Origin of the sequence: Clostridium sp. AF32-12BH (genome assembly GCF_003477935.1) — a bacterium.
GTDB lineage: Bacteria > Bacillota > Clostridia > Lachnospirales > Lachnospiraceae > Brotaphodocola.
The window spans coordinates 42,853-63,057 of sequence record NZ_QUEH01000021.1 but is presented as its reverse complement, the minus strand read 5'-3'; the positions used below and the strand labels follow the sequence as shown (position 1 = coordinate 63,057).

The following is a 20,205-nucleotide window of genomic DNA, read 5'->3' as shown; positions in this document are numbered from 1 at the left end:
GCTGCCGCCCAGCAAAAAATATTTGCTAGTGCGACAGCCCCGTGGAAACTTTCGCCCCTTTGTTTTACTGTATGATATCGTTAGTTCGCAGCAGTGGTCTCCTCAGCTGCTTCCTCAGAAGCCTCCTCCTCGGAAGACTCCTCAGCCTCGTCAGATTCCTCTACAGAAGCATCCTCTTTGGAAGCGTCTTCAGCCTCAACAGACTCCTCAGAAGCCTCTTCCTCGGAAGACTCCTCTTCCTCGGTGGACTCCTCTACAGTAGTCTCCTCTACGGTGGTCTCTGCTACGGTAGTCTCTGCAGCAGTAGTCTCCTCTTTGGTGCCGCCGCAAGCGGTGATTCCCATAGCTACCATAGCAGCAGCTACAACAGCAATCATGGATTTGTTAAATACTTTTTTCATCATAATTTTTTCCTCCTCTGTCCTTTAGGACAAGAACATACTATAGCGGGGAAATGTGTCTAAATTGTGTTTGAAAAATAAAAAAATATAAAAGTTCTTATCAAATTATTAAGAAAAGTGGAAAATATATTGTATTTCCTGTGCGATTGCAATAATTTACCAGTTATGCTATGCTGATTAAAATATATTTCTACACAAGGAAAGGTTTTTGCTTATGAAACGAAAAGCATTTCTGGCAGCTTTTCCCCACACGATCCCGATTTTTGCCGGGTTCTGGTTTCTGGGTATGGCATATGGCATTTACATGCATGTGTCTGGGTTTGGATTCTGGTATCCGCTCATCATGAGCATGACGATCTTCGGCGGGAGTCTGGAATTCCTTGCGGTAAATATGCTGCCGGGTGCCGTCTTCAGCATGCTGGTGGTGTATTGTTTAAGAAATGTGAAATTTACTGGAGACAGTTATGGCTTGCCGGAAATCATTTCGATTGTACTTACGGTACTGCTTCATTTGAAATGGAGAAATATGCTCGTATCCATTGCAGCCGGGACGGCGTGCTATATGGTGCTGGTGCAGATGGTATTCTAAAATTTGAAAGAGGGGAAAACGCTTATGGATCATTTTCAGTTACACTCCGAGTATCAGCCTACCGGCGACCAGCCGCAGGCCATTGCCGAGCTTGTAGAAGGCTTCAAAGAGGGAAATCAATTCGAGACACTGCTGGGTGTGACGGGTTCTGGAAAGACCTTTACGATGGCGAATGTCATTCAGGCATTGAACAAGCCAACGCTCATCATTGCCCACAATAAGACGCTGGCGGCGCAGCTTTACGGGGAAATGAAGGAATTTTTCCCAGAGAATGCCGTAGAATATTTTGTATCTTATTACGATTATTATCAGCCGGAGGCCTACGTTCCGTCCACGGACACTTACATTGAAAAGGATTCCGCCATCAACGACGAGATCGATAAGCTGCGGCATTCCGCGACTGCGGCACTTTCCGAGCGGAAGGATGTCATCATTGTGGCATCGGTTTCCTGTATCTACGGTCTTGGTTCCCCGATTGATTACCAGGAGATGGTGATCTCCCTGCGTCCGGGCATGGAAAAAGACCGGGATGAGGTCATCCGCAAGCTGATCGATATTCAGTATACCAGAAACGACATGGATTTTCACCGCGGTACGTTCCGCGTGCGGGGCGATGTACTGGAAATCTTTCCGGCCTATTCTGACAGTGCGGCATACCGGGTCGAGTTTTTTGGAGATGAGATCGACCGCATCGTGGAGATCGACACGCTGACCGGAGAGGCAAAGCTGCAGTTAAACCACATTGCCATCTTCCCGGCATCCCATTATGTTGTGCCGAAAGAGAAGATGCAGCTTGCCACGGAAAATATTCTGGAGGAACTGAAAGAGCGTGTGGCTTTCTTTAAAAGCGAAGATAAGCTGCTGGAAGCACAGCGCATTTCGGAGCGGACGAACTTCGACGTGGAGATGATGCGGGAAACGGGTTTTTGTTCCGGCATCGAGAACTATTCCCGGCACCTGACGTTTGGAAAACCGGGAGAGCCACCGTGGACGCTGATCGATTATTTCCCGGATGATTTTCTCATCATTGTGGATGAGTCTCACATCACGCTGCCGCAGGTGCGCGGTATGTATGCAGGGGATCGCTCGCGAAAGACCACGCTGGTGGATTATGGGTTCCGCCTGCCATCGGCGCTCGACAACCGTCCGCTGAATTTTACAGAGTTTGAGAGCAAGATCGACCAGATGATGTTTGTCTCTGCAACACCCGGTCCTTACGAGGCAGAGCATGAGCTCCTCAGGGCAGAGCAGATCATCCGTCCGACCGGACTTTTGGATCCGGAAATCTCTGTCCGACCGGTAGAAGGGCAGATCGATGACCTGGTGGGCGAGGTCAACAAAGAGGTGGCAGCACACCACAAGGTGCTGATCACGACGCTGACCAAGCGTATGGCAGAGGACTTGACGGATTACATGAAAGAAATTGGAATCCGGGTCAAGTACCTGCATTCCGATATCGACACGCTGGAGCGCGCGGAGATCATCCGCGATATGCGTCTGGATGTGTTTGATGTGCTGGTCGGTATCAACCTGCTGCGAGAGGGTCTGGATATTCCAGAGATCACCCTGGTGGCGATCCTCGACGCGGATAAGGAAGGCTTCCTACGATCGGAAACTTCGCTCATTCAGACGATTGGCCGTGCGGCGCGAAACGCCGAAGGACATGTCATTATGTATGCGGATACGATCACCGATTCCATGCGGGTGGCAATCGAGGAGACGAACCGCCGCCGCCAGATCCAGCAGGCGTACAACGAGGAACATGGCATAACTCCGACCACCATCAAGAAAGCAGTGCGGGACCTGATCGCAATCTCCAAGGCTGCGGAAAAGGATCCTTCGGCAGATGAAAAGGATCTGGAGTCCATGAGCGCCAAGGAACTGAACAAGCTGGTAAAAGAAATCCAGAAGAAGATGCATCAGGCCGCTGCGGAATTAAACTTCGAGGAGGCGGCTGTGCTGCGTGATCGGATGCTGGAAGTGAAGAAAGCGCTGTTGGAACTGGAGTCCTAAAAATATACCCTTATTGACAAAATTTATCAATAAGGGTATATTTTTATGTACTGGTTACTAATAGCTAACTATAAGGAGTTGTTTTCTATGAAATTGAGTGAAGGAATGATCGGTCACACCTACCGTGTAAACAGTGTGGCTGTAAATGAGACGATTACCAGACGTCTGGAGGCACTCGGAGTCAACAGCATGACACCGGTAACTCTTTTAAATAAGAAAGGAAGTGGTTCCGTGATCTTTAAGGTGCGCGGCACAAGACTGGCTGTGGGTAAGCGCATCAGTGACGGGATCGAGATTTCAGAAATGGAGGAGCGCAGCCATGACTGAGATGCAGCAGAACAAAAATAAGGCAGAACAGCCGGAAAATACAAAGGAGAAAAGCGCGAACCAGTCTGGCAAAAAAACAGACAACCGCGAAATCCGCGTTGGCTTCGTAGGAAACCCAAATTGCGGAAAAACGACGCTTTTTAATGCGTTTACCGGTGCGAACCTGAAAGTGGCAAACTGGCCCGGTGTTACCGTAGAGCGTGTGGAGGGCCGCACCAATTATAAGGGAAGACCGATCAAGGTCATTGACCTTCCGGGTATTTACAGCCTAACCTCCTACACGATCGAGGAGATCGTAACCAGACGCTGTATTGAGGAAGGCGAGGTCGACGTCATCATCAACGTGGTGGACGCATCTTCCCTGGAGCGAAATCTCTACTTAACCTTACAGCTTCTGGAACTGAAAAAGCCGGTTATTCTGGCGCTGAACATGATGGATATCGTGGAAGAGCGCGGCATGGAGATCGACCTGCACCGTCTTCCAGAGATGCTGGGCGGAATCCCGGTTGTCCCGGTTTCTGCAAGAAAACGTACCGGACTGGATGTCCTGATGCACGCAGTGGTCCATCATTATGAAGAGGGACCGCAGGGCATCGTAGTGCATTACGATCAGGAAATCGAAGAAAAGATCACGCAGATCGAAACCATCCTGCGGGCAAAATACGGCGATATGGAAAACATGCGCTGGCATGCCGTAAAGCTTCTGGAGCAGGACCCGGAGGTCATGAAAGACCATCCGGTGGATATCAGCCATATCGCAGGGAAAAACTACGAAAAAGATATCATCAACGAGAAGTATAATTATATCGAAGAGGTCATGGAAGAATGTATGGTGGGCCGGGACGAAAAATCGGCATCGACAGACCGCATCGATTCGTGGCTGACACATCCGGTGTTTGGTGTTCCAATCTTTCTCGGAATTATGGCGCTGGTGTTCTTCTTAACCTTTACTGTGGGAGATTTCTTAAAGGGCTATTTTGAGATTGGACTGGAATGGTTTTCCGGGGCACTTCTGGCGGCTATGCAGCATGTAGATGCTTCAGACTGGCTGATCTCTCTGGTAGTCGATGGTATTGTAGCCGGTGTGGGCGGTATCCTGACCTTCCTGCCGAACATTTTCATCCTGTTTCTGGCACTGGCATTTCTGGAAGACAGCGGATATATGGCACGCGTTGCCTATGTCATGAATGAGATCATGGGTCGTGTCGGACTGTCCGGCAAGGCATTTCTTCCGATGCTTCTTGGTTTTGGCTGTACCGTTCCGGCAGTCATGGCGACCAGGGCGCTGGCGACAGAGCGTGACCGCCGCCGCACGATCCTGATCACCCCGTTTATGTCCTGCTCCGCAAGGCTTCCGATCTATGTGCTGTTTGCAGAGATGTTTTTTAAGGAGCATGCGATGTTAGCGGCGTATTCCCTGTATGTGATCGGTCTCATTGTGGCGATCACGATTGCTTTTATCCTTCATAAGCATGAGAAGAATAAGGATGAGGATACGCTTCTGATCGAGCTTCCGGAGTACAAGACCCCGAATGCCAGAACTGTGGCAATCTATGTATGGGATAAGGTAAAGGATTATCTGACAAAAGCCGGAACTACGATCTTTGTGGCATCCATCGTGCTCTGGTTTGTATTGAATTTTGGCATTCACGGTTACGAGACCGATGTAACGCAGAGCTTTGCGGCAGCAATCGGACGGCTGTTGGTTCCAATCTTAAAACCGGCGGGACTTGGCACCTGGCAGATCGCGGTAGCGCTGATCTCCGGACTTTCCGCAAAAGAGGTGGTGGTATCCAGCTTTTCCGTATTGTATGGAATCAGCAATATCAACTCTGCCGCCGGAATGGCAGAGCTGTCTAAGGTGCTTGGAATTGCCGGGTTTGGTATGGCGAATGCCTATGCACTTTTGGTATTTTGTCTTTTGTATTCCCCGTGCGTGGCTGCAGTGGGAACCATCCGGCGTGAGACAAGATCCTTAAAATTTACAATCCGGATGGTATTGTTCCAGATCGTTCTGGCGTGGTGCTTTGCCGTGATCATTTACCAGGTCGGAAGCCGGATCTTCTAAAATATCTCAATGACGGAGCAGATGCGTCAGACAGAGACATCCGGAAAGGCGAAATGAATCGAAATGCATCAGGACAGCGCGGATGTCCCAACCAGTTTTGGTGCGTTGGAAACGACCTTTAGGCTTCCATCTTTCCGGCTGAACAGGTAAACCTGATTGGAAAGCTGTTCCTCCGGAGAAACCTCCTGGCGGTTGATGGAGGTAACCATAGAACTAAGATCCTCAAAAGAAGAGTGTTCCAGATTTGGAGTGAGAAGGACTTCGTGGACACTGGATGGCAGAAGAATCAGATCTGCCTGAAGGTGTTCTGCGAAGTCCTTCAGTACGTTCTGGTAGACCATACAGCTGGCACCATAGAGTCCGTTGCTGTTGCTGAGCACATAAAGCGGTGCAGTATCGTCGGATTCCAGCAGTTCCTGGATCAGTTCCGGATCATAATGTTCTCCCATATTTTTCTTTGCGATCTCCTGGAGCAGATCGGTCATACTCTGAATCTGTGCCGGATATTCCAGCGGAGTATTGCGGCTTGCCGCTTCCCAGAGATCCTGTACGGTTACATCCCAGCGGTTCATATGTTCATTGTGGATGAGGGCGGTCATCTGGCCGGCCTCGTTGCGTTCCAGGGAGACAAAAAATACAATGGAAAGATCAAGATAAGGAAGATGGGGAAGATCGTTTAAGAGAATCTGGTTCGATGCCGTGTGGATGACACGGAACATGATCCGGGAGCGGAGACTGGAAAAGTGTTCCAGGGAATCGGACTGCAGAAAAGCCGGGGACGGGGTTGCACGGTAAAGCCTCAGGATATCGTGTACGATTTCGTGAATGTCGGTTCCGCGGCAGAATTGTTCGTAATAAGGATTGAGATAGATGGTTGGTGCAACGCAGCAGCCTGGACTCTGGATCGTCAGACCGTCGAGGGTGACACCGTTGTTTTTGGGGAGCGGGCGAAGGGTAAACTGATAGGAATCACCCAGGGCTTCCTGAAGTTTATTGGTTACAGTTTCCAGAAATGTTTCATATACCATAAAATACCTCCAAATGAATACAAATAAAATGAAGTAAAAATACGAAAAAAAATACGTAAAAATATAGGTTCACAATAAAAATGGGAATTCCATAAAACAGACACAAGAAGATATTTTTGAAATAAAGATTTTATTATGAATTGACGGAATGTATGGTTTCATTATACTGGATGTACGCGCAGATAGCAAGAGAAAATTAAGAAAACATTTTCTTGTGAGGAAGCACAAAACAGGGTAGAATAAAACTGTATGAAATAAAAATATACGAAATAAATTAAGGAAATTACGGATCTATGAATCACATCATAAAACGAATTGCAATTTTGTCTGGAGTATTTGCGGCGGCGCTCGGCGTCTTTTTTTTCGCAAATAACCGGTGGAACAGCGGTCAGGACCAGGCCGTATATATGGATATGGAATCTGCAACGCTCCCGGGCATTACCATGCAGATGGCGGGACGCAGCATGAACCGGCTTTACGGATACCGTCAGGAGATGAATACGGCAGCAGCAGGAGAGACACTGACCATTCTGCCGGAGGACCGGGCACTGAATATACAGATTAGCGGAGGCGGTGTTACCGGCATCCATTATGAAATCCGCAGCATGGACCGGGAACGTCTGGTAGAAAAGACGGATCTGACAGACTGGCAGCAGACGGAGAACGGAATTCTTGCAGCGCTGCCCATCCAGAATCTGCTTACAAAGGAACGGGAATATCAGCTGAAAATCCAGCTGGATACCGAAAATTTCGGACCGGTGTATTATTATACCCGGATTCTCTGGACCGATGCAGCAGAACATGCCAGCGACATGATCAATCTGGCAGCAGATTTTTCCACGAAAACGTTTGACTATGAGCAGGCAAGGAGTCTGACCACGTATCTGGAAACCAGCCCGTCGGAGGATAATACGACATTTGGCTATACCTCCATCCATTCCAGTTTTTCCCAGCTGACATGGGGAAAGCTTGGCATGCAGCCACAGGGAAATGTGGAAATCCGGCTAAAGGAATTAGATGGAGTGATGTGCAGCGTCCAGCTGTCCTATCAGGCCAAACGCCAGGGAGAAGGGGGCGAGGAAACGTACGAGGTGGAAGAAAATTTCACCATGAAGTGGAACGAACTGCGTATTTATCTGATGCAGTATGACCGCACCGTGAATCAGATTTTTGCCGGGGACCGGAGCGAGTATTCCGGAAAACGGATTCTGCTTGGCATCACCGGGGACGATCGGGTGGAAGCGGTAAAGAGCGCAGGCGGAAACGTTACGGCATATCGTGTGAACCGGGACCTGTGGAGCTACGCGTCTGCAGACCGGCGCGCGGTGAAGGTATTTTCTTTCCGGGATGATGACAGTACAGACGTACGGAGTAACTATGACCATCATGATATAAAAATATTGTCGGTAAATGACAATGGCGATGTGGATTTTCTGGTATATGGCTACATGAACCGTGGAAATCATGAAGGGGAAAATGGAATTGTGGGATATCATTACACCTCGGCAGGAAATGCCCTGGAGGAGCGCTATTTTATTCCATATTCCGGGTCCTATGAACAGCTGGAATCCGATCTTGATCAGCTGGCGAGCCAGACGGAAAGTGGAATGCTCTACCTCTACGTAGACCACGCGATCTACGGCATTGACATGAACAGCCGCGAAAATATGGTGTTGGCAGATTCTCTGGTGGAAGGAACCTTTGCAGTGAGCAGTGACAAAAAGAGGATCGCCTGGCAGGAAGACAGCCTTTACGAATCCCAGACGCTTTACCTGATGGATTTGGAGACTGGTGAGACTCGCGATATCCGGGCTGGTGACGGAGAATATGTCCGGACACTTGGATTTGTGGGAAGAGATCTGGTATATGGGACAGCCCGGGCAGAGGATACCTGGCAGGTGAATGGACGTACAGAGAATCTTCCTATGTATAATGTCCGCATCATCAACGACCAGATGCAGGAAGAAACCAGCTACGAGAAGAACGGATCCTATATTTCTGAGGTTACGGTAGACGAGAGCCGCATCCACCTGAAACGGGTTGTAAAAACCGGAGCGCACAGTTATGCGGAGAGTCCGGAAGATACCATCGTCTGCAATGCAGAACTCGAGAACAGCAAACTGGATGGCATTGGCTGGTTCGCATCGCCGGAAAAAGAACGGGTTTATTTTGTTCAGCTGGATGATGAAATAAAGAATGGACGAAGCATCCGGATGCAGGCCCCGAAGCGGGTAAGCTATGAACAGTCTGACCGGCTGGATTTAAAGTCCAACTATCAGCTGCCGGATATGGAATTTTATGCGTATGGAAACGGACATCTTCTAAAAGTGACCACGGATTTTTCCGAGGCACTGCAGCTTGCCTATGATCAGATGGGCTTTGTGACCGATGAAAACCGCAATATCTTGTGGAACCGCGTAAAACGTGGAAATATCCGGAATATCCGGGATGTACAGTCTGCGTTTGCACCGCTGGCCCGTCATCTGGATAGCTTTACGGAAAGTACGGTTTATGAAACAGAAAAGCTGGCAGTTCTGGATGCCCGCGGAAGCAGTCTTATGCAGATGCTGTATTTCATCGACCAGGGAATCCCGTTGGCGGCTTATACCGGAGAGGGACAGTATCTGATCCTTTGCGGGTTTGACCAGTACAACGTCACCGTGTACAATCCACAGACTGGAGAATTATATAAAGCAGGTCTCAATGACAGTACTGAATTTTTCCGGGTCCGCGGCAATGATTTTATCTGTGCAGTAAATCTGCCTTAGACTGCGTGGCACCGGCAAAATCCATTCCTGCCTGCGCCATGCAAAACAGCAGCACAGGCCTGTCCTGGTTTTACTTTACAAAATCGGAATCTGTGGTATAATCATAAAGATTTAATAGAATTGTAAAGGTTTACTTTTAATATAGAGGTGTGTAATGAATCAGTATATTATGAAAGGCGGCAGTCCACTGGTTGGAGATGTTGTGATCAGCGGAGCAAAGAATGCCGCGCTTGGCATTCTGGCAGCTTCCATTATGACAGATGAAGACGTGATCATTGAAAATCTTCCGGATGTGCGGGATATCAACGTGCTTCTGGAGGCGATCCAGGAGATTGGTGCCCGTGTAGACCGGATGGACCGCCATACGGTCAAGATCAACGGTTCTACGATCCGTGAAGTTTCGGTGGATGACGAGTATATCCGCCGCATTCGTGCGTCCTATTATTTCATTGGTGCGCTGCTCGGCAAGTATAAGAGTGCGCAGGTTCCGCTTCCGGGCGGCTGCGATATCGGAAGCAGACCGATCGACCAGCATTTAAAAGGCTTCCGTGCATTGGGCGCCAAGATCGAAATTGCATGCGGAGCCGTTCATGCACATGCGATCGATCTGGTAGGTGCACATATTTATCTGGACATGGTTTCTGTTGGTGCGACTATCAATATCATGATGGCGGCTGCCATGGCAGAAGGCATGACGATCATTGAAAATGCAGCAAAGGAACCGCATGTTGTAGATGTTGCAAACTTCTTAAACAGCATGGGTGCAAATATCAAGGGAGCCGGAACGGATGTCATCCGTATCCGCGGTGTCAGAACGCTGCATGGAACCGATTATTCCATCATTCCGGACCAGATCGAGGCCGGAACATTTATGTGTGCGGCAGCAGTAACCCGCGGTGACATCACGGTAAAGAACGTAATCCCGAAACACCTGGAAGCCATTTCTGCAAAGCTGCTTGAAATCGGCTGCGAAGTCATCGAGGGCGATGACGAGGTGCGTGTGGTAGGAAGACCGAAGCAGTGTTCTACCAATATCAAAACACTGCCGTATCCGGGCTTCCCGACCGATATGCAGCCGCAGATGGCAGTTACCCTGGCATTGGCGGAAGGCACCAGTATGATCACAGAGAGCATTTTTGAGAACCGCTTCAAATATGTGGACGAACTGGCTCGTATGGGTGGAAACATCAAAGTGGAGGGCAATGTGGCTGTCATCGATGGGGTAAAAGGATTCACCGGTGCCCGTGTGGAGTCACCGGACCTGCGTGCCGGCGCAGCCCTGGTGCTTGCAGGTCTGTCTGCGAGCGGCTTTACCGTAGTCGATGAGATCGGTTATATCCAGCGTGGTTACGAGAAATTCGAAGAAAAACTCCAGGCCCTTGGAGCCGATATTGAAATGGTAGATTCCGAGAAAGAAGCACAGAAGTTCCGTTTAAAGACAGGCTGATGAAAGAATTTACGCAATTTGGTAAGAATTGTAAACAAATCGTTAAATCCTGTATGGAATTTGTCATGTTCTGGACACAATCTGTACACGTTTTTCCTGTATCCTATAAGTAATCAAACAGATGACGTGACTGAAAAGAATAAAAACAGTTGCAGAAGAGCCGTAGCAATACAGAGAGAAGATTTAGAAAAATGTGTAAAAGGAGGAATCAACATGAAGTTATGGAAAAAAGAACTGGCTGCTTTCGCAGGTGTGGCATTACTTACTGCACTGGCAGCAGGAACCGCGTTTGCGGCAGAGAGCCGTACGAAAATTACAAGTGTCAGCCTTACGATCGATTCTGATATTGCAGTAGGTGACAGCGGCGGAAGCGTTACCGCTACCGCAAACGGAAGCAATTATGACGTTACCGATGTCGACATTGTAAATGATGACGGTGAGTGGGTAGACGGAGATGTACCGAGAGTCGAGATTACCATGGAGGCAGACAGCGATTACTATTTCGCTTCCATGAGCAAAGCAAAGGTTACATTAAAAGGCGACAAGGCAACCTATGTTTCATCCAGAAGAGAAGATTCCAGCTCCACATTGATCGTTACCGTAAAGCTTGCCGATCTGGAAGGTACCATGGAGATTGATGACGTGTCCTGGCAGAATGATAATTCCACCGTTGCAACCTGGGAAACCACTTCAGGCGCAGTAAGCTATCAGGTGCGCTTATACCGCGGCAGCAGCTCTGTGGGAAGTGCAGTAAGTACCAGCAGCGAGTATTATAACTTTGTTTCCAGCATCACCAGAGAAGGTGAGTATTACTTCAAGGTACGTGCAGTCAACAGCAACAACAAAAAAGGCGACTGGTACGAATCCGATTACATTTATGTAGACGAAGATATGCTTGCGCGCATCAAAGCTGGTGAGTTTAACAACGTAACCAATAATTCCGGAAGCACCGCGAATGCTCCTGGAAACACACAGCAGCAGGCTTCCTGGATCAAAGACAACGTAGGCTGGTGGTACCGTTACGCAAATGGTTCCTACCCGACCAATGGCTGGCTTCAGATCAACGGACAGTGGTATTGCTTTGACAGCGTAGGCTATATGCGCACTGGCTGGATTCGGGCAGGCGACGGCAAGTATTACTACTGTGACCTGACCAACGGTAATATGCTGACCAACACCTGGACTCCGGATAACTACTATGTAGATGCATCTGGTGCATGGGTACAGGGCAGAACCCGCTAAGCGAAAATTTTAAAATCATTTTGGGATCGCGTCATGGACGCGGTCCTTTTTTGGCTGCCGGGAATGCAGCGTCTGCAGAAAGCGCAGTTTCTCTATTTTTTCTCATTTATGCAAATATCCTGAGAAACCCCTTGACAAGCCTATAGGTATCTGTTAAGATATGACACACAGTTATGATGATAATTGCGCCTAACTGACAACTGAAAAGTGCGTAATCCCTTATTCAGAGTGATGGAGATACAAAGGATCTGTGAAGTCACGGCAACCCCTCACGAAATGCCACTGGCAGGAGCGTGCGGAAGGTGCCAACCTGAGCGAGAAATCGAGCAATAAGAGGATTTGATCGAATCAGAAATCAAGTCCGCAGCGTTGCTACGGACTTTTCTTTTGTTTTCATTTACTATTATTCTAAGGAGGATTTTCATGGAAAAGTTACTGTTTACTTCCGAGTCCGTTACTGAGGGACATCCGGACAAAATGTGCGATGCAATCTCTGACGCGATCCTGGATGCGCTGATGGAAAAAGACCCGATGAGCCGTGTAGCATGCGAGACCTGCACCACCACCGGTCTGGTTATGGTTATGGGTGAGATCACCACCAATGCTTATGTGGACATTCAGAAGATTGTGCGTGAGACCGTTCGCGAGATTGGTTATGACCGTGCAAAATATGGTTTCGACTGCGATACCTGTGGTGTGATCGTGGCACTGGACGAGCAGTCCAAGGATATCGCACTTGGCGTAGATACCGCACTGGAGAAAAAAGAAAACACCATGGATGATGATGCACTGGATGCCATTGGTGCAGGTGACCAGGGTATGATGTTTGGTTTCGCAACCAACGAGACTGAGGAGTACATGCCGTACCCGATCGCACTGGCTCACAAGCTGGCTCGTCAGCTGACCAAGGTTCGTAAGGACGGAACTCTTCGTTACCTTCGTCCGGATGGAAAGACCCAGGTTACCGTAGAGTACGATGAGAACGGTAAGCCGAAGCGTCTGGATGCAGTCGTTCTTTCTACCCAGCACGACGAGGAAGTAACCCAGGAGCAGATCCACGCAGATATCAAGAAGTATGTATTTGATGAGATCCTTCCGGCAGATATGGTAGATGCAGAAACCAAATTCTTCATCAACCCGACCGGACGTTTCGTAATCGGCGGACCGCACGGAGACAGCGGACTGACCGGACGTAAGATCATCGTAGACACCTACGGCGGATACGCACGTCACGGCGGCGGCGCATTCTCCGGTAAGGACTGCACCAAGGTAGACCGTTCCGCAGCATACGCAGCACGTTATGTTGCAAAGAACATCGTAGCAGCAGGACTGGCTGACAAGTGCGAGATCCAGCTTTCCTACGCGATCGGTGTAGCACATCCGACCTCCATTATGGTAGATACCTTCGGAACCGGCAAGCTCTCCAACGAGAAGCTGGTTGAGATGATCCGTGAGAACTTCGACTTAAGACCGGCTGGTATCATCAAGATGCTGGATCTGCGTCGTCCGATCTACAAGCAGACCGCAGCATACGGTCACTTTGGCCGCACCGATATCGATCTTCCGTGGGAGAAACTCGACAAGGTTGAGGTGCTGAAGGCATATCTGTAAAAAAACAATTTAGTACAGTAAGTCAAAGGGGCGAAAGTTCCCGCAGCCGCCATGCATGGCGGCTGTGGAAACTTTCGCCCCTCGTTTGTTACCGCGCGATATTGTTACTCCGGTGCCACAACCTTTGCGATCACGCGGTTCGGCAGGCATACGATCAATTCTCCATTCTGTGATACGCGCCCCTGGTGGACACAGACCTTATCCGGGCAGGAGGCTTCGCTGAAGTAAGCGGTTCCGTTTTCGATGATCAGATGATTTGTGCCGCCATTTACTCCGTCTATCATGGTGTCGGTATCTTTGGTCAGATCAAACGTTTGTGTGACGTTTCCGTCTACCGTAATCTGCAGCTGTGCGGCTGGTTTTTGATGAAGGGTATGGTTGATGAAAAATCCTGCAGCGGCAACCAGAAGAATGAAAAGAACCAGAATCAGTTCCCGTTTCTTTTTTGTCATGGAAACACCTCTTTCTGAAAAGTACAGATAATGATATAATGATATAATGGTGTCGCAACTATAGCACAGATATAAGGAGAAGTCAATTTGGAAAACAGTAAGAAGGAAGGGCGTGCCAAGGGGCACAATCCTGCAGAAAAAGTGGCTTTATACGGCATCCTGATCGCCCTGGCTTTTATATTCAGTTACGTGGAAGCCCTGATCCCGCTTCCGGTGCCGGTTCCGGGCATGAAGCTAGGACTGGCCAATCTGGTCAATGTCGTAGGGCTTTATACGGTGGGAGCAGCAGGAACAATTGCAGTAGGACTGATCCGTATTGTTATGGTCGGATTTACGTTCAGTAATCCAGGAAGTATGCTGTATGCGCTGTCTGGCGGAGTTTTAAGCCTTGCAGCCATGGCACTGGCAAAGAAGATGGACTGGTTCGATAAAACCGGAGTCAGCATCCTGGGCGGTGTGTGTCACAACATTGGCCAGCTTTCCATGGCGGCATGGATCACCGGGACAGCTGGTGTGTTTTCGTATCTGCCGGTTCTTTTAGTGGCTGGCGTGATCACTGGAGCGGTCATTGGTCTTTTGGGAGGTCTGGTGACGGAGCGGATTGCACCGGTGGTCTCTGGAATGAAGCGGTAAAAAATGGTAACTCCTGTTGTGTGCTGTAAGGCAGAGTGGACGAAAAAATCATACAGCAGAGAAATTCGTAGACATGCTAAAGATTATTCTATAGAATTCCGCAGAAAAAATGATTATACTGAGTCTATAAGCTGTCTGGAGCAACTGGAACAAAAGGACCGTTGCAAGGCAGGAAACAAGAGGTTTATAGTAAGTGTGTGGCAGTGCTGAGGGGCAACAAAGAACTGTCATGCGTGAAAATGGGGAGGCAATCGTATGGTTTACACTGCAATCAAAAAACTGGTGCAATATGGTCTGGATACTGGGCTGATCACAGAGACAGACCGCATTTACGCAACAAACCAGCTGTTAGAGGCATTGAAGCTTGAGGAATATGAGGAGCCGGAGGAAACTTTTGGTGAGATTAATCTGGAGGAAACATTAAAAGAACTTCTGGATTATGCCTGTGAACAGGGCATCATCGAAAACAGCATTGCTTACCGCGACCTGTTTGATGCAAAGCTGATGAATTGCCTGATGCCGCGCCCGTCGGAGGTGGAGCGTGTGTTCTGGACCCGTTACCAGGAGGGCGGTCCGGAAGCAGCTACGGATTATTTCTACAAGCTGAGCCAGGATTCGGATTATATCCGCCGTTACCGTGTATGCAAGGACCAGAAGTGGGTGACCAGTACACCATACGGCGATCTGGACATTACCATCAACCTGTCCAAGCCGGAGAAGGATCCGAAGGCCATTGCGGCTGCAAAACTGGCAAAACAGAGTGGTTACCCGAAGTGCCTGCTCTGCATGGAAAATGAGGGCTATGCCGGACGTTTAAACCATCCGGCAAGAAATAACCACCGCATTATCCGCATTACGGTGAATGAGAGCCGCTGGGGCTTCCAGTATTCCCCGTATGTGTATTACAATGAGCACTGCATTGTCTTCAATGGTCAGCATATCCCGATGAAGATCGACCGCTCTGCGTTCGTGAAGCTGTTCGATTTTGTAAAGCAGTTTCCGCACTATTTCCTGGGATCCAATGCGGATCTGCCAATCGTAGGCGGTTCGATCTTAAGCCACGATCATTTCCAGGGCGGTCATTATACATTTGCCATGGCGAAGGCCGGACTGGAGCAGGAATTTACGATGCCTGGTTTTGAAGATGTCCAGGCAGGCATTGTGCACTGGCCAATGTCGGTACTTCGTCTGCGTGGAGAAAAGCCGGAGCGCCTGATCGACCTGGGCGAGAAGGTGTTAACGGCATGGCGCAGCTACACCGATGAAGACGCATTTATTTATGCGGAAACGGATGGAGAGCCTCATAACACCATTACGCCGATCGCGCGCAAAAATGGGGCTTATTATGAATTGGATCTGGTGCTGCGCAACAACATCACAACCGAGGAGTTCCCGCTGGGCGTTTACCATCCGCACCAGGAGCTGCACCACATCAAGAAAGAGAATATCGGTTTAATCGAGGTGATGGGCCTTGCTGTCCTTCCGTCCCGCTTAAAGGACGAGCTGGCAAAGCTGGCTGATGCGATCGTAGAAGGCAAAGACATCCACTCCGATGAAGTGCTTGAAAAGCATGCAGACTGGGTAGAGGAATTCCGTCCGCATTATGCTTCCATCACCCGTGAAAATGTAGATGGAATCCTGCGGGAAGAGGTCGGAAAGGTATTCGCACGCGTTCTGGAGGATGCAGGTGTATACAAATGCACGCCGGAAGGCAGAGAGGCCTTTGGACGGTTCCTGGCATCGGTTGGATTTGAAAAAAAGTAAAAAATAAAATTGCAATGATTCTTGAAGATGAACCCAATTCATTGTGCTCAGAAAAAAGGAACACAGGAATTTAGATCATCCTGTGTGAGAAAAGAAACAGATAAATAAATGGACGAAAAAAGAATGCTGGCTTTCCAACATTCTTTTTTTGTGCTATGATGAATTGGTCTGTGCGCTGGTCTGGAAATGAATTTCTGTGCAAATGCGGGCAAAGCAATGCAGAAATTGCGATGCCATGAAATGCAGAAAAACGCGAAAATGCAGTCTGTGCAGGTCTGGATAGCAGACGGATACGAAACAAGAAAAGAATAAGAAAAAGAAATGTTGCAGTCGTATCATATTTTATGTGACTGTAGCAAAGAAGCGGGTGAAACATGAAGAGAACAAGTTGCGTTCTTCTGGCGGCAGCCTCCGCTCTGTTACTGGCGGGCTGCTCCGGAAACAGGCAGAAGCTGACGGCTTACGATGCGCAGTATCTGGATTATTTTGATACGATCACAAGCATCACGATCTGCGCGGCGAGTGAAGAACAATTTCAGGAATATAAGAGTCTGGCAGAGGAAACGCTGGAAAAATATCATGAACTGTTTGATATTTATGACAATTACGATGGCGTGAATAACATCAAGACCATCAATGATAATGCGGGAATCGACCCGGTAACGGTAGATCCAGAGATTCTGGATCTGCTGGAGTTTTCCCGGCAGGAATACGAGGAGACCGGCGGAAAGGTGAATGTGGCGATGGGAAGCGTGCTTTCTATCTGGCACGAATACCGGGAGGAAGGCATGGCAGATCCGGACAGTGCACGGGTGCCAGATCTTGTGGAGTTGGAAAAAGCAGCACAGCATACGGATTTCGAACAGATCCAGATTGACCGGGGAGCATCGACTGTGTATCTTCCAGACGAAGAAATGAGTCTGGACGTGGGAGCCATTGCCAAGGGCTATGCAACCAAACGTCTGGCAGAAACATTGAAAGAAGCCGGTGTCACTTCCGCACTTCTGAGCCTTGGCGGCAACGTGGAAACCATCGGTCTGAAGGCAGATGGCAAGCCGTGGCGGGTCGGCGTCCAGAACCCGGATACCAGCGCGGCAAAATCGTATCTGCATGTGTTAAAGCTTGCAGACACCTGCCTCGTTACTAGCGGAACCTACCAGCGTTACTATGAGGTAGATGGCGTTCGGTATCATCATATCATTGATCCGGATAGCCTGATGCCGGAAAATACCTATGACTCTGTTACCATCTTATGCAGCGATAGCGCAAAGGCAGATGCGCTTTCTACAGCGGTCTTCAATATGAAGCCGGAAGAGGGTATGAAATTTGTGGAATCTTTGGACGGAGTCGAAGCCTTGTGGGTATATCCCGATGGCAAAGAAACGCAGAGCAGCGGATTTGCGGCATATGTGGACCAGTAATTGTGACATAAGAAAATGCATACGATCCGTGTAGGAACTGTGTGGGAGATGGTTTTGGGAAAGCAAGCCGCTGGAAATGAGAAAAAGGGAAATCGGAGGATACAAAAAGATATGGAACCATCAACACATAAATCGGGAAAAACCGCGAGAAACAGCTTTATGTTGCTTCTTGCTGCTCTTGTCTGGGGTGTGGCATTTGTGGCGCAGAGTGAAGGACTCAATTATGTAAAAACCTTTACCTTCAATACCTGCAGATTTTTGCTTGGCGGGGCAGTCCTGATCCCGTGCATCTTCTTTTTGCACGGAAGAAAAGACAGCATGTGGCAGACACTGACAGCAGAAGAAAAAAAGAAGCAGACCCGCATGGGAATCATCGGCGGCATCTGCTGTGGCACGATCCTGTGCCTGGCAAGCTGCCTTCAGCAGTTTGGCATTGGCCAGACAACGGTGGGAAAAGCCGGGTTTATCACGACACTGTATATCATCATTGTGCCGTTTATGGGCCTTTTCTTAAAGCGAAAAATCGGGCTGAATATTTGGATCAGCGCAGTGATCGCGGCAGTCGGCATGTACTTTTTATGCATCACCGAATCCTTCTCCATTGGAGCAGGAGACCGGCTGGTGTTACTTTGTTCCGTTGTTTTTTCTGTCCATATCCTGGTGATTGATTATTTTTCCCCGAAGGCAGATGGCGTCGTGATCTCCTGCGTCCAGTTCTTTACGGCAGGAGTGATCGCGAGTGTGCCGATGCTCCTGTTTGACCATCCGACCTGGAGCGCGATCGTGGCAGCAGCAGCCCCAATCCTTTATGCGGGCGTTATGTCCTGTGGTGTCGGTTACACGCTTCAGGTCGTAGCCCAGAATGGCGTAGACCCGACGGTCGCATCCCTGCTCTTAAGTCTGGAGTCCGTATTCTCCGTGCTGGCCGGATGGATCATTCTGGGCCAGAAGCTTTCTGGAAGAGAGCTTTTCGGATGTGTGCTGGTGTTTGCAGCGGTATTGCTGGTGCAGATACCGACCGAGAAGCTGTTTAAAGTGAAGTAACAATATTGTTCGATATTTTCTTCAGGCAGTAAAAGCATGTCGGCGCAATATAACAGCACGCCGCAATCCATGCGGTCTGGTCGGTGAAGCAGATGGCGGTGAAGCCAAACGTTTTGACAAAGGTAAGGCACACGATGGTGCGGGCGATCATCTCGGTGACGCCGGAGAAGAAAGCTCTTCCGGAGTGTCCCAGTCCCTGCGTGACCATGCGCGTGACATTCAGGATACCGAGACTCCAGTAGAAGTAGCCCATGCAGCGCAGATATTTTGCGGATGCATCCAGAACACCGGTTGCATCCTGGCTTACAAAGAGCATGGAGAGCGGGCGACCGGCGAAGATCAGGATGATACCGGCAAAGATTCCGTATCCGACACCAACCGAAATGCCTTCCCAAAGTCCCTTGCGGATCCGGTCAATGTTTCCGGCACCGTAGTTCTGACTGCAGAAGACGGAGACCGAGGTGGCAATGGCGTCAAAGGGGCACATGGTGAATTGCTTCAGTTTTACGGCAGCAGTGAATGCGGCAACGTAATCGCCTCCAAGACTGTTGTTGGCAGACTGCATGACCATGCTGCCGATGGCAGTGATGGAGAATTGGAACCCGGTAGGCAGTCCCATGGAAAGCAGTTCCGTGATCGCATCTTTGCTTACCACACGCGTGTCTTTGGTAAGCCATAAGACTTCCATTTTCCGGATGATCACGATCAGGCAGAGAATTCCGCTGACGGCCTGCGATGCGATTGTGGCAAAGGCTGCACCTGCGCAACCCCAGCCTGCAACAAGAATAAAAAACAGGTCCAGGAAAATGTTCAGCACGGCGGAAAAAGCGAGGAACAAAAACGGTGTCCGGCTGTCTCCGACTGCACGCAGGATGCTGGAGAGATAGTTATAAAGCAGCGTAAAGGGCAGACCCAGGAAAATGATCATCAGGTAGGCGTAGGCATTGTCGTAGATGTCGCTCTGCACAGAGAGAATGTGAAGGATCCACGGACAAAGCAGGGCGCAGGCCGTTGTGATGAAAAGTGCAATGGCTGCAGTCACAATGGCACCATTGAAAATGATTTTTTTCATGTGCGCAAGATCCCCCGCACCAAAATATTTTGCTACGGGAATTCCAAAACCGGTACAGCTTCCCATACAGAAACCAAGGACCATAAACTGGATGCTGGTGCTGGCTCCGACGCTGGCCAGTGCCTGTGCACCAAGATTCTGGCCGACAATGGCGGCGTCAATGATATTGTAGGTCTGCTGCAGGAGGTTGCCGACCAGAAGCGGAAAGGCAAACTGCAGCATCACCCGTAAGGGGTTGCCTTTTGTCATAGAACTGGACATAGTAGAATCTTCCTTTTTATATTTATGGTTGCAGAACCCGAAAAAAGCCGCTTTAGCGGCTTTT

16 protein-coding genes and 1 riboswitch are annotated in these 20,205 nt (G+C 49.2%); of the genes, 12 read left to right on the top strand and 4 right to left on the bottom strand.

Annotated elements, in window-relative coordinates:
- Nucleotides 1–80: 80 nt before the first annotated feature.
- Nucleotides 81–404 carry a hypothetical protein gene (locus DWZ40_RS17285; RefSeq protein WP_243035380.1) on the bottom strand — a complete coding sequence of 108 codons (324 nt, stop codon included), beginning with the start codon at nt 402–404 and terminating at the stop codon, nt 81–83.
- Nucleotides 405–615: 211 nt separating this feature from the next.
- Here DWZ40_RS17285 and DWZ40_RS20400 point away from each other — a divergent pair, with 211 nt between their 5' ends.
- The 4 genes from DWZ40_RS20400 to feoB all read left to right on the top strand — a co-directional run bounded on the left by DWZ40_RS20400 (nt 616) and on the right by feoB (nt 5,398).
- Nucleotides 616–990 (top strand): AzlD domain-containing protein, encoded by a 375-nt coding sequence (locus tag DWZ40_RS20400; protein ID WP_118544103.1) that lies wholly within the window; start codon nt 616–618, stop codon nt 988–990.
- Between the two features lie 24 nt (nt 991–1,014).
- Entirely contained in the window at nt 1,015–3,003 is a 1,989-nt protein-coding gene (gene uvrB, locus DWZ40_RS17275; protein ID WP_118544102.1) for an excinuclease ABC subunit UvrB, read from the top strand.
- Between the two features lie 87 nt (nt 3,004–3,090).
- On the top strand, nt 3,091–3,330 hold the full coding sequence (locus DWZ40_RS17270) for a FeoA domain-containing protein (protein WP_118544101.1): 240 nt from the start codon (nt 3,091–3,093) through the stop codon (nt 3,328–3,330).
- Nucleotides 3,323–5,398, top strand: a complete 2,076-nt coding sequence (gene feoB / locus DWZ40_RS17265; RefSeq protein ID WP_118544100.1) for a ferrous iron transport protein B — start codon at nt 3,323–3,325, stop codon at nt 5,396–5,398. Before DWZ40_RS17270 ends, feoB begins: the two co-directional genes overlap by 8 nt.
- A 68-nt stretch (nt 5,399–5,466) precedes the next feature.
- Here feoB and DWZ40_RS17260 read toward each other — a convergent pair whose 3' ends face one another.
- Entirely contained in the window at nt 5,467–6,426 is a 960-nt protein-coding gene (locus tag DWZ40_RS17260; RefSeq protein ID WP_118544099.1) for a DUF5688 family protein, read from the bottom strand.
- 293 nt (nt 6,427–6,719) lie between these two features.
- On the opposite strand from DWZ40_RS17260, the gene DWZ40_RS17255 reads away from it, so the two are divergent.
- The 4 genes from DWZ40_RS17255 to metK all read left to right on the top strand — a co-directional run bounded on the left by DWZ40_RS17255 (nt 6,720) and on the right by metK (nt 13,494).
- Complete coding sequence (locus DWZ40_RS17255; RefSeq protein WP_118544098.1) at nt 6,720–9,194, top strand: hypothetical protein; 2,475 nt, start codon at nt 6,720–6,722, stop codon at nt 9,192–9,194.
- Between the two features lie 154 nt (nt 9,195–9,348).
- Nucleotides 9,349–10,641: a UDP-N-acetylglucosamine 1-carboxyvinyltransferase gene (locus tag DWZ40_RS17250; RefSeq protein ID WP_118544097.1), complete on the top strand. Its 1,293-nt coding sequence runs from the start codon at nt 9,349–9,351 to the stop codon at nt 10,639–10,641.
- A 213-nt stretch (nt 10,642–10,854) separates the two neighbouring features.
- A complete protein-coding gene (locus DWZ40_RS17245; protein WP_118544096.1) occupies nt 10,855–11,883 on the top strand; it encodes a hypothetical protein in 1,029 nt (342 codons plus the stop codon).
- A gap of 216 nt (nt 11,884–12,099) precedes the next feature.
- Nucleotides 12,100–12,219: riboswitch (SAM riboswitch) on the top strand.
- Between the two features lie 87 nt (nt 12,220–12,306).
- Entirely contained in the window at nt 12,307–13,494 is a 1,188-nt protein-coding gene (gene metK / locus DWZ40_RS17240) for a methionine adenosyltransferase (RefSeq protein ID WP_118544095.1), read from the top strand.
- 104 nt (nt 13,495–13,598) lie between these two features.
- Here the strand turns inward: metK and DWZ40_RS17235 are convergent, their stop codons facing one another.
- Complete coding sequence (locus tag DWZ40_RS17235; protein WP_118544094.1) at nt 13,599–13,946, bottom strand: NusG domain II-containing protein; 348 nt, start codon at nt 13,944–13,946, stop codon at nt 13,599–13,601.
- A gap of 87 nt (nt 13,947–14,033) precedes the next feature.
- Between DWZ40_RS17235 and DWZ40_RS17230 the strand changes: the two genes are divergently transcribed.
- The 4 genes from DWZ40_RS17230 to DWZ40_RS17210 all read left to right on the top strand — a co-directional run bounded on the left by DWZ40_RS17230 (nt 14,034) and on the right by DWZ40_RS17210 (nt 18,808).
- Nucleotides 14,034–14,579: a Gx transporter family protein gene (locus DWZ40_RS17230; protein WP_118544093.1), complete on the top strand. Its 546-nt coding sequence runs from the start codon at nt 14,034–14,036 to the stop codon at nt 14,577–14,579.
- A gap of 255 nt (nt 14,580–14,834) precedes the next feature.
- Entirely contained in the window at nt 14,835–16,343 is a 1,509-nt protein-coding gene (gene galT, locus DWZ40_RS17225) for a UDP-glucose--hexose-1-phosphate uridylyltransferase (RefSeq protein ID WP_118544092.1), read from the top strand.
- 374 nt (nt 16,344–16,717) lie between these two features.
- The gene (locus tag DWZ40_RS17215) at nt 16,718–17,764 is read left to right on the top strand and encodes an FAD:protein FMN transferase (RefSeq protein ID WP_118544090.1); all 1,047 of its coding nucleotides are present in this window, start codon (nt 16,718–16,720) and stop codon (nt 17,762–17,764) included.
- Nucleotides 17,765–17,875: 111 nt separating this feature from the next.
- Complete coding sequence (locus DWZ40_RS17210) at nt 17,876–18,808, top strand: DMT family transporter (RefSeq protein ID WP_118544107.1); 933 nt, start codon at nt 17,876–17,878, stop codon at nt 18,806–18,808.
- Here the strand turns inward: DWZ40_RS17210 and DWZ40_RS17205 are convergent.
- Nucleotides 18,795–20,141, bottom strand: coding sequence for an MATE family efflux transporter (locus DWZ40_RS17205; RefSeq protein WP_118544089.1), 1,347 nt, complete (start codon nt 20,139–20,141; stop codon nt 18,795–18,797). The genes DWZ40_RS17210 and DWZ40_RS17205 overlap by 14 nt on opposite strands.
- Between the last annotated feature and the right edge of the window lie 64 nt (nt 20,142–20,205).

What these genes read in the sequence shown, in the direction of transcription:
- DWZ40_RS17285 (WP_243035380.1), bottom strand. Translation starts at nt 404, where the DNA reads ATGATGAAAAAAGTATTTAACAAATCCATGATTGCTGTTGTAGCTGCT.
- DWZ40_RS20400 (WP_118544103.1), top strand. Translation starts at nt 616, where the DNA reads ATGAAACGAAAAGCATTTCTGGCAGCTTTTCCCCACACGATCCCGATT.
- uvrB (WP_118544102.1), top strand. Translation starts at nt 1,015, where the DNA reads ATGGATCATTTTCAGTTACACTCCGAGTATCAGCCTACCGGCGACCAG.
- DWZ40_RS17270 (WP_118544101.1), top strand. Translation starts at nt 3,091, where the DNA reads ATGAAATTGAGTGAAGGAATGATCGGTCACACCTACCGTGTAAACAGT.
- feoB (WP_118544100.1), top strand. Translation starts at nt 3,323, where the DNA reads ATGACTGAGATGCAGCAGAACAAAAATAAGGCAGAACAGCCGGAAAAT.
- DWZ40_RS17260 (WP_118544099.1), bottom strand. Translation starts at nt 6,426, where the DNA reads ATGGTATATGAAACATTTCTGGAAACTGTAACCAATAAACTTCAGGAA.
- DWZ40_RS17255 (WP_118544098.1), top strand. Translation starts at nt 6,720, where the DNA reads ATGAATCACATCATAAAACGAATTGCAATTTTGTCTGGAGTATTTGCG.
- DWZ40_RS17250 (WP_118544097.1), top strand. Translation starts at nt 9,349, where the DNA reads ATGAATCAGTATATTATGAAAGGCGGCAGTCCACTGGTTGGAGATGTT.
- DWZ40_RS17245 (WP_118544096.1), top strand. Translation starts at nt 10,855, where the DNA reads ATGAAGTTATGGAAAAAAGAACTGGCTGCTTTCGCAGGTGTGGCATTA.
- metK (WP_118544095.1), top strand. Translation starts at nt 12,307, where the DNA reads ATGGAAAAGTTACTGTTTACTTCCGAGTCCGTTACTGAGGGACATCCG.
- DWZ40_RS17235 (WP_118544094.1), bottom strand. Translation starts at nt 13,946, where the DNA reads ATGACAAAAAAGAAACGGGAACTGATTCTGGTTCTTTTCATTCTTCTG.
- galT (WP_118544092.1), top strand. Translation starts at nt 14,835, where the DNA reads ATGGTTTACACTGCAATCAAAAAACTGGTGCAATATGGTCTGGATACT.
- DWZ40_RS17215 (WP_118544090.1), top strand. Translation starts at nt 16,718, where the DNA reads ATGAAGAGAACAAGTTGCGTTCTTCTGGCGGCAGCCTCCGCTCTGTTA.
- DWZ40_RS17210 (WP_118544107.1), top strand. Translation starts at nt 17,876, where the DNA reads ATGGAACCATCAACACATAAATCGGGAAAAACCGCGAGAAACAGCTTT.
- DWZ40_RS17205 (WP_118544089.1), bottom strand. Translation starts at nt 20,141, where the DNA reads ATGTCCAGTTCTATGACAAAAGGCAACCCCTTACGGGTGATGCTGCAG.